The organism is Streptomyces sp. NPDC126497 (assembly GCF_040302425.1).
GTDB lineage: Bacteria > Actinomycetota > Actinomycetes > Streptomycetales > Streptomycetaceae > Streptomyces.
This window is the reverse complement of record NZ_JBEORT010000060.1, coordinates 36,847-43,040: the sequence shown is the minus strand read 5'-3', so window position 1 is coordinate 43,040 and position 6,194 is coordinate 36,847. Positions and strand designations below refer to the sequence as shown.

The 6,194-nt window shown below is 70.7% G+C and carries 5 protein-coding genes; 1 reads left to right on the top strand and 4 read right to left on the bottom strand.

What is annotated here, in order from left to right:
- Window positions 1-449: 449 nt before the first annotated feature.
- Window positions 450-1,457, bottom strand: a complete 1,008-nt coding sequence (locus tag ABTY20_RS23300) for a stage II sporulation protein M (RefSeq protein WP_351998959.1) — start codon at window positions 1,455-1,457, stop codon at window positions 450-452.
- 147 nt (window positions 1,458-1,604) lie between these two features.
- On the opposite strand from ABTY20_RS23300, the gene ABTY20_RS23295 reads away from it, so the two are divergent.
- Window positions 1,605-2,552 carry an RDD family protein gene (locus ABTY20_RS23295; protein ID WP_351998958.1) on the top strand — a complete coding sequence of 316 codons (948 nt, stop codon included), beginning with the start codon at window positions 1,605-1,607 and terminating at the stop codon, window positions 2,550-2,552.
- Window positions 2,553-2,572: 20 nt separating this feature from the next.
- Here the strand turns inward: ABTY20_RS23295 and ABTY20_RS23290 are convergent, their stop codons facing one another.
- The 3 genes from ABTY20_RS23290 to ABTY20_RS23280 all read right to left on the bottom strand — a co-directional run bounded on the left by ABTY20_RS23290 (window position 2,573) and on the right by ABTY20_RS23280 (window position 6,089).
- On the bottom strand, window positions 2,573-3,187 hold the full coding sequence (locus ABTY20_RS23290) for a hypothetical protein (protein WP_351998957.1): 615 nt from the start codon (window positions 3,185-3,187) through the stop codon (window positions 2,573-2,575).
- 150 nt (window positions 3,188-3,337) lie between these two features.
- A complete protein-coding gene (ahcY, locus tag ABTY20_RS23285) occupies window positions 3,338-4,795 on the bottom strand; it encodes an adenosylhomocysteinase (RefSeq protein WP_351998956.1) in 1,458 nt (485 codons plus the stop codon).
- 313 nt (window positions 4,796-5,108) lie between these two features.
- The gene (locus tag ABTY20_RS23280) at window positions 5,109-6,089 is read right to left on the bottom strand and encodes a cation diffusion facilitator family transporter (protein WP_351998955.1); all 981 of its coding nucleotides are present in this window, start codon (window positions 6,087-6,089) and stop codon (window positions 5,109-5,111) included.
- Window positions 6,090-6,194: the final 105 nt, after the last annotated feature.

Below are 6,194 nucleotides of genomic sequence, written 5' to 3'. Positions count from 1 at the left end.
GAACCGACCGGGTCGGGGTATCAACATATCTGGCGTTGACTTTTGGCACGCTGTTGAGTTCTCAAGGAACGGACGCTTCCTTCGTACTCACCCTCGCGGGCTTTCCTCCGGGCGCTTCCCTTCGGTCTTGCGTCTCCGACTCTATCAGATCTTTTCCGACCCGATTTCCTCGGTGCTTTCCAGGTTCTCGCTTCCGCGTTTCCCTTTCCGGCGGCTCCGACTTTATCAGAAGTTTCAGGGCGGATTGACCGGCCTTCGTTTTCCGATTCATCGGGAGGCGCTTCTTCGAAATCTGTGTTTCGACGAGAAGCTGACAGACACTCACTGTCGCCTTCCGGGTCAGAACCCATCTCCAGGCAACTGTTCGAATCTACCTCCCCGCCCGACCCGTGTCAACGGCTCCTGCGGGGCGAAGAGGACACTAGCAGCTCAGTGGGCCCTCACGCACATCAGGCAGCCGTGGGCACATCGGCGCTGCGCTCGGATGCCTCCAGGTCACCGGTCTCACCGGCGCGCGCCGCGCGTCCGCCCAGGACGTAGACGTAGACCAGGAAAGCCAGCTCGGCGATGACTCCGATGGTGATGCGAGCCCAGGTCGGCAGGCCCGAGGGGGTGACGAAGCCTTCCACGGCGCCGGAGACGAAAAGGACGAGGGCGAGGCCGATCGCCATGGCCAGGGCTGCCCGGCCTTCCGCCGCCAGGGCCGTGCGTCTGGTGCGGGGGCCCGGGTCGATGACGGTCCAGCCGAGGCGGAGGCCGGTTCCGGCGGCGACGAAGACCGCGGTGAGTTCCAGGAGGCCGTGCGGCAGGACGAGGCCGAGGAAGGTGTCGAGACGGCCGGCGGAGGACATCAGGCCGAAGCCGACGCCCAGGTTCAGCATGTTCTGGAAGAGGATCCAGAGGACCGGGAGTCCGAGGAAGACACCGAGGATCAGGCAGAGGGCCGCGGCCCACGCGTTGTTCGTCCAGACCTGGGCTGCGAAGGAGGCCGCGGGGTGGCTCGAGTAGTAGGTCTCGTACTGGCCGCCCGGGCGGGTGAGCTCGCGCAGTTCGCCGGGGGCCGCTATGGACGCCTGCACTTCGGGATGGGTGCCTATCCACCAGCCGAGGAGCGCCGCGACGGCCGTGGAGAGCAGGGCGGTGGGCACCCACCAGTGGCGCGATGTGTAGACGGCGGCCGGGAAGCCGTGGGTGAGGAAGCGTGTGACGTCCCGCCAGGAGGCACGGCGGGCACCGGTCACGGCACTGCGCGCGCGTGCCACCAGTTGACTGAGCCGGCCGGTCAGCTGCGGATCGGGGGCGGCCGACCGGATCACGGAGAGATGGGTGGCCGTGCGCTGGTAGAGGACGACGAGTTCGTCGGCCTCCGCACCGGTGAGACGACGCCGGCGCCGGAGCAGGGCGTCGAGACGGTCCCACTCCGCACGGTGGGCGGAGACGAAGACGTCGAGGTCCATCGGTGTGCCTGCTCCTCGGCTGTCGTCGGCGGTCGGCCGGACCGGTGGAAGGGTGATCGGCTTGATCGGCTGGTCGTACTGCGGTGCGATGTGTCATCAGCTTGGCAGACTGGCGGTGTTCGGGGCAGGGCGGGAAGGGCGGCGGGCATGAGTGAGCTGGTGACGGGCGAGGCGGTGGCGTTGGAGCTGCGCCCCGCGAGGCTGCCCAGCAGGGCACTGGCCGTGCTGCTCGATCTGGCGGTGGCCGTGGCCGTCTACGTCACGGTGACCATCGCCCTGGTGGCTGCCACGGCCTCGTTGGACGAGGCGGCACGGACGGCGGTCTCCATCGCCTTGTTCGTCCTCCTGCTGGTGGGGGGACCGATCCTGGTCGAGACGCTCAGCCACGGGCGGTCGCTCGGGAAGATGGCGTGCGGGCTGCGGGTGGTGCGGGACGACGGGGGGCCGATCCGGTTCCGGCACGCGCTGGTGCGGGGCCTCATCGGGGTGATCGAGATCCTGATGACGTTCGGGGTCGTGGCCTGCATCGCCTCTCTGGTCTCGGCTCGGGGACGACGGCTCGGGGACGTGTTCGCGGGGACCCTGGTCGTGCGGGAGCGGGTGCCGGCCGGCCGGACGGGGTTCGTGCCGCCGCCTCCGCCGTGGTTGGCCGGGCGTTTCTCGGGGCTCGATCTGTCGGCGGTGCCCGAGGGGCTGTGGCTCGCCGTCCGGCAGTACCTGACGCGGATGGAGCAGCTGGATCCGCGGGTCGGCTGGTCGATGGCGGAGCGGCTGGCCGCGGACCTGGCCCGGTGCACGGGGGCTCCGGTGCCCCCGGGGGTGCCGCCCGCGGCGTATCTCGCGGCGGTGGTGCAGGAGCGGCAGGCCAGGGAGGTCCGGCGGGCGTTCGCGGGCGGTCCGGCCGGTGCCGGCGGGCCCGCGGGGCCGGCCGGTGCCCCGCCGGGGCGCCCCGCTGCGGCCGTCGCGCCGGATGCACGGCCGCCCGCGTATCCGGCGGCGGACCCGGGGGCCGTGGTGGGTGAGCGGCGGGCCGCCCCGCCGCGGGACGGGTCGTCGGCCGACCGGCCCTCGACGGGGTTCGTCCCGCCGGCGTAGGTGCCTGGGGGCGGTGCCGGTCAGCCGAGGACCGACGGTGGTGACTCGAGGTCCTCCAGCTCGATGCCGGGGGCCGCGAGGACCACGTCGCCGGCGAGGTGCACGGCGTGCTGTTCGCCCGTGTCCAGGGCTGTGACCTGGTATTCGTCCACGATCAGGGGGCCGTTGTCAGTGGCGTGTGCTTCTCTCTTCACCAGCGCCCAGGACTGGTCCAGGGTGCGCGGGGCGAGGACCGGGTCCGTGAGGGCGACGAGGCGTACGCGGGTGGCCGCGGCGGAGGGGGTGAGGCGCAGCAGACGGGCGGTGGCGACGAGGAACGCGGGGGACGAGCCGGTGAAGGCGTGGGCGTGCGCATTGCCTTCGGTGGCGTGGGTCCCGGTGGGGTCGGTGCGGACCCAGGTGACGCCGTCGAGGGCGGCACCGCGGACCTGCCAGCTCGCGGCGTGCAGTTCGAGGCGGATGGGGCGGCCCAGTTCGTCGAGGGCGAGGTCGACCGAGCCCAGGTGATCGCCGGAGGGGGCGGTGAGCTGGGAGACGTAGCGCCAGCCGGAGGGGCCGGGGGCGCAGTGGAAGTGTTCTTCCGCGAGGGGGGTGTGATCGTGCGGATCGTGGAGCGAATAGCGGCCGCGGGGCATGGGGGTCCTGGGTCGTGACGGGCTGGGCCGGTCGCCGGTCCGTCCATGGGGCAGGCCCCCGACACGGGGGTGCGGGGGCCTGCCTCGGTGGACCTGCTGCCGGGGAGCGCGTCCGTGCACGGACGTGCTCCCCGTGGTGGGAGCGTCGGCTCAGTAGCGGTAGTGGTCCGACTTGTAGGGGCCCTCGACCTTCACGCCGATGTAGTCGGCCTGCTCCGGACGGAGCGTCGTCAGCTTCACGCCGAGCGCGTCGAGGTGGAGGCGGGCGACCTTCTCGTCGAGGTGCTTGGGCAGCACGTAGACGCCGGTCGGGTACTCGTCGGGCTTGGTGAACAGCTCGATCTGGGCCAGGGTCTGGTCCGCGAAGGAGTTGGACATCACGAACGACGGGTGGCCGGTGGCGTTGCCCAGGTTCAGCAGGCGCCCCTCGGAGAGGACGATGATCTTCTTGCCGTCGGGGAAGGTCCAGGTGTGGACCTGCGGCTTGATCTCGTCCTTGACGATGCCGGGAATCCTGGCGAGGCCGGCCATGTCGATCTCGTTGTCGAAGTGGCCGATGTTCCCGACGATGGCCTGGTGCTTCATCTTGGCCATGTCGGCGGCCATGATGATGTCCTTGTTGCCGGTCGTGGTGATGAAGATGTCGGCCTTGTCGACGACCTCGTCGAGCGTCGTGACCTGGTAGCCGTCCATCGCGGCCTGCAGGGCGCAGATCGGGTCGATCTCGGTGACGATGACGCGGGCGCCCTGACCGCGCAGGGACTCCGCGCAGCCCTTGCCCACGTCGCCGTAGCCGCACACGACGGCGGTCTTGCCGCCGATCAGGGTGTCGGTGGCGCGGTTGATGCCGTCGATCAGGGAGTGGCGGCAGCCGTACTTGTTGTCGAACTTCGACTTGGTGACGGCGTCGTTGACGTTGATCGCCGGGAACAGGAGGATGCCGTCGCGCTGCATCTCGTACAGGCGGTGGACGCCGGTCGTGGTCTCCTCGGTGACACCGCGGATCTCGGAGGAGAGCTGGGTCCACTTCTGCGGGTTCTCGCTCAGGGTGCGGTTGAGCAGTTCGAGGATGACGCGGTGCTCGTCGGACTCGGCGGTGTCGGGCGAGGGGGCCTTGCCGTCCTTCTCGTACTCGACGCCCTTGTGGACCAGGAGGGTGGCGTCACCGCCGTCGTCGAGGATCATGTTGGGGCCGCCGGTGGGGCTGTCCGGCCAGGTCAGCGCCTGCTCGGTGCACCACCAGTACTCTTCGAGGGTCTCGCCCTTCCAGGCGAAGACGGGGACGCCCTGCGGGTTGTCGGGGGTGCCGTTCGGGCCGACGGCGATGGCGGCCGCGGCGTGGTCCTGGGTGGAGAAGATGTTGCAGGACGCCCAGCGGACCTCGGCGCCGAGGGCGACCAGGGTCTCGATGAGGACGGCGGTCTGCACGGTCATGTGCAGGGAGCCGGTGACCCGGGCGCCGGCCAGGGGCCGGGCCTCGGCGTACTCCTTGCGGATCGCCATCAGGCCGGGCATCTCGTGCTCGGCGAGGGTGATCTCCTTGCGGCCGAACTCGGCCAGGGAGAGGTCGGCGACCTTGAAGTCCTGTCGGCTGTCGACAGTCGTCATTGCGAGCTGCTCCTCGGGGTGTGGGTCGAGGTGGGTACGGCTGGTCTGCGCGGCGACGGACACAGGGGTGCCCGAGGAGGACACAGGCATGCCCGCGTGCGCGCAGCGCAGTCCGTCGGAGGCCCTCTCTCCCTCGGCCGGCCCCCGGTGGGACCGCCCGACCGCCATCAGCAGCGCTGGCGGGCGCCGGCCTATCCTCCTCCGGCCGGCCGGGCCGCCCCCCTGCCCCCCCCTACCACAGCACGCGCTTGGGGGCGGGCGCCGGTCACGGGGCCCCGCCGGTCGACCGGCGGGGCCCCGTGACCGTCGGGGGTCAGTGACCGGTGTCGTGGGAGGCGGGGCCGCCGGGGGTGGCCTCGGGGTCGGCGCCCCTGGCGGCTTCTGCCTCGCTGTAGACGTCGGGCTCGAGGTAGATCACCCGGGCGATCGGGACGGCTTCGCGGATGCGGGCCTCGGCGGCGTCGATGGCGGCGGCGATCTCGGTGGCCGTGTTGTCGTGCCGGACGGCGATCTTCGCGGCGACCAGCAGCTCCTCGGGACCGATGTGGAGGGTGCGCATGTGGATGATGCGGGTGACGGTGTCGCCGTCGACGACGGCGGCCTCGATCTTCTGGGTTGCCTCGGGGCCCGCGGCCTCGCCGAGCAGCAGCGACTTCGTCTCGACGGCGAGGACCAGGGCGATCAGGATGAGCAGGACGCCGATGCAGAGGGTGCCGATGCCGTCCCAGACGCTGTCGCCGGTGGCCAGGGCGAGGCCGACGCCGCCGAGGGCGAGGATCAGGCCGACGAGCGCGCCGAGGTCCTCCAGGAGGACGACCGGCAGCTCGGGTGCCTTGGCGTGGCGCACGAACTCCTTCCAGGAGCGCCCGCCGCGCAGGGGGTTGGACTCCTTGATGGCGGTGCGGAAGGAGAAGCTCTCGGCGATGATCGCGAAGACGAGGACGCCGACCGGCCAGTACCAGTGCTCCAGCTCGTGCGGGTCCTTGATCTTCTCGTAGCCCTCGTAGAGGGCGAACATGCCGCCGACCGAGAAGAGCACGATGGAGACGAGGAAGGCGTAGATGTAGCGCTCACGGCCGTAGCCGAAGGGATGCTCCGGGGTGGCCCGGCGCTGCGCCTTCTTGCCGCCGACCAGCAGCAGGGCCTGGTTTCCCGAGTCGGCGACCGAGTGCACGGACTCGGCGAGCATCGACGAGGATCCGCTGAAGAGGAACGCCACGAACTTCGCTACCGCGATCGCGAGGTTGGCGGCGAGTGCCGCCACGATCGCCTTGGTGCCGCCTGACGCGCTCATGTGCTCGCGTTGTCCCTTCCGTACGCCCTGTGGGGCCCGGGCGTGCGTGTGCGTACGCCGCCCGGACTTCGCCCGTCCTTTGACGGTGGGCCATTGTTGCAGCCC

Bases quoted from the DNA above. Each gene is read 5' to 3' on its own strand.
- ABTY20_RS23300 (WP_351998959.1), bottom strand. From the start codon at position 1,457: ATGGACCTCGACGTCTTCGTCTCCGCCCACCGTGCGGAGTGGGACCGT.
- ABTY20_RS23295 (WP_351998958.1), top strand. From the start codon at position 1,605: ATGAGTGAGCTGGTGACGGGCGAGGCGGTGGCGTTGGAGCTGCGCCCC.
- ABTY20_RS23290 (WP_351998957.1), bottom strand. From the start codon at position 3,187: ATGCCCCGCGGCCGCTATTCGCTCCACGATCCGCACGATCACACCCCC.
- ahcY (WP_351998956.1), bottom strand. From the start codon at position 4,795: ATGACGACTGTCGACAGCCGACAGGACTTCAAGGTCGCCGACCTCTCC.
- ABTY20_RS23280 (WP_351998955.1), bottom strand. From the start codon at position 6,089: ATGAGCGCGTCAGGCGGCACCAAGGCGATCGTGGCGGCACTCGCCGCC.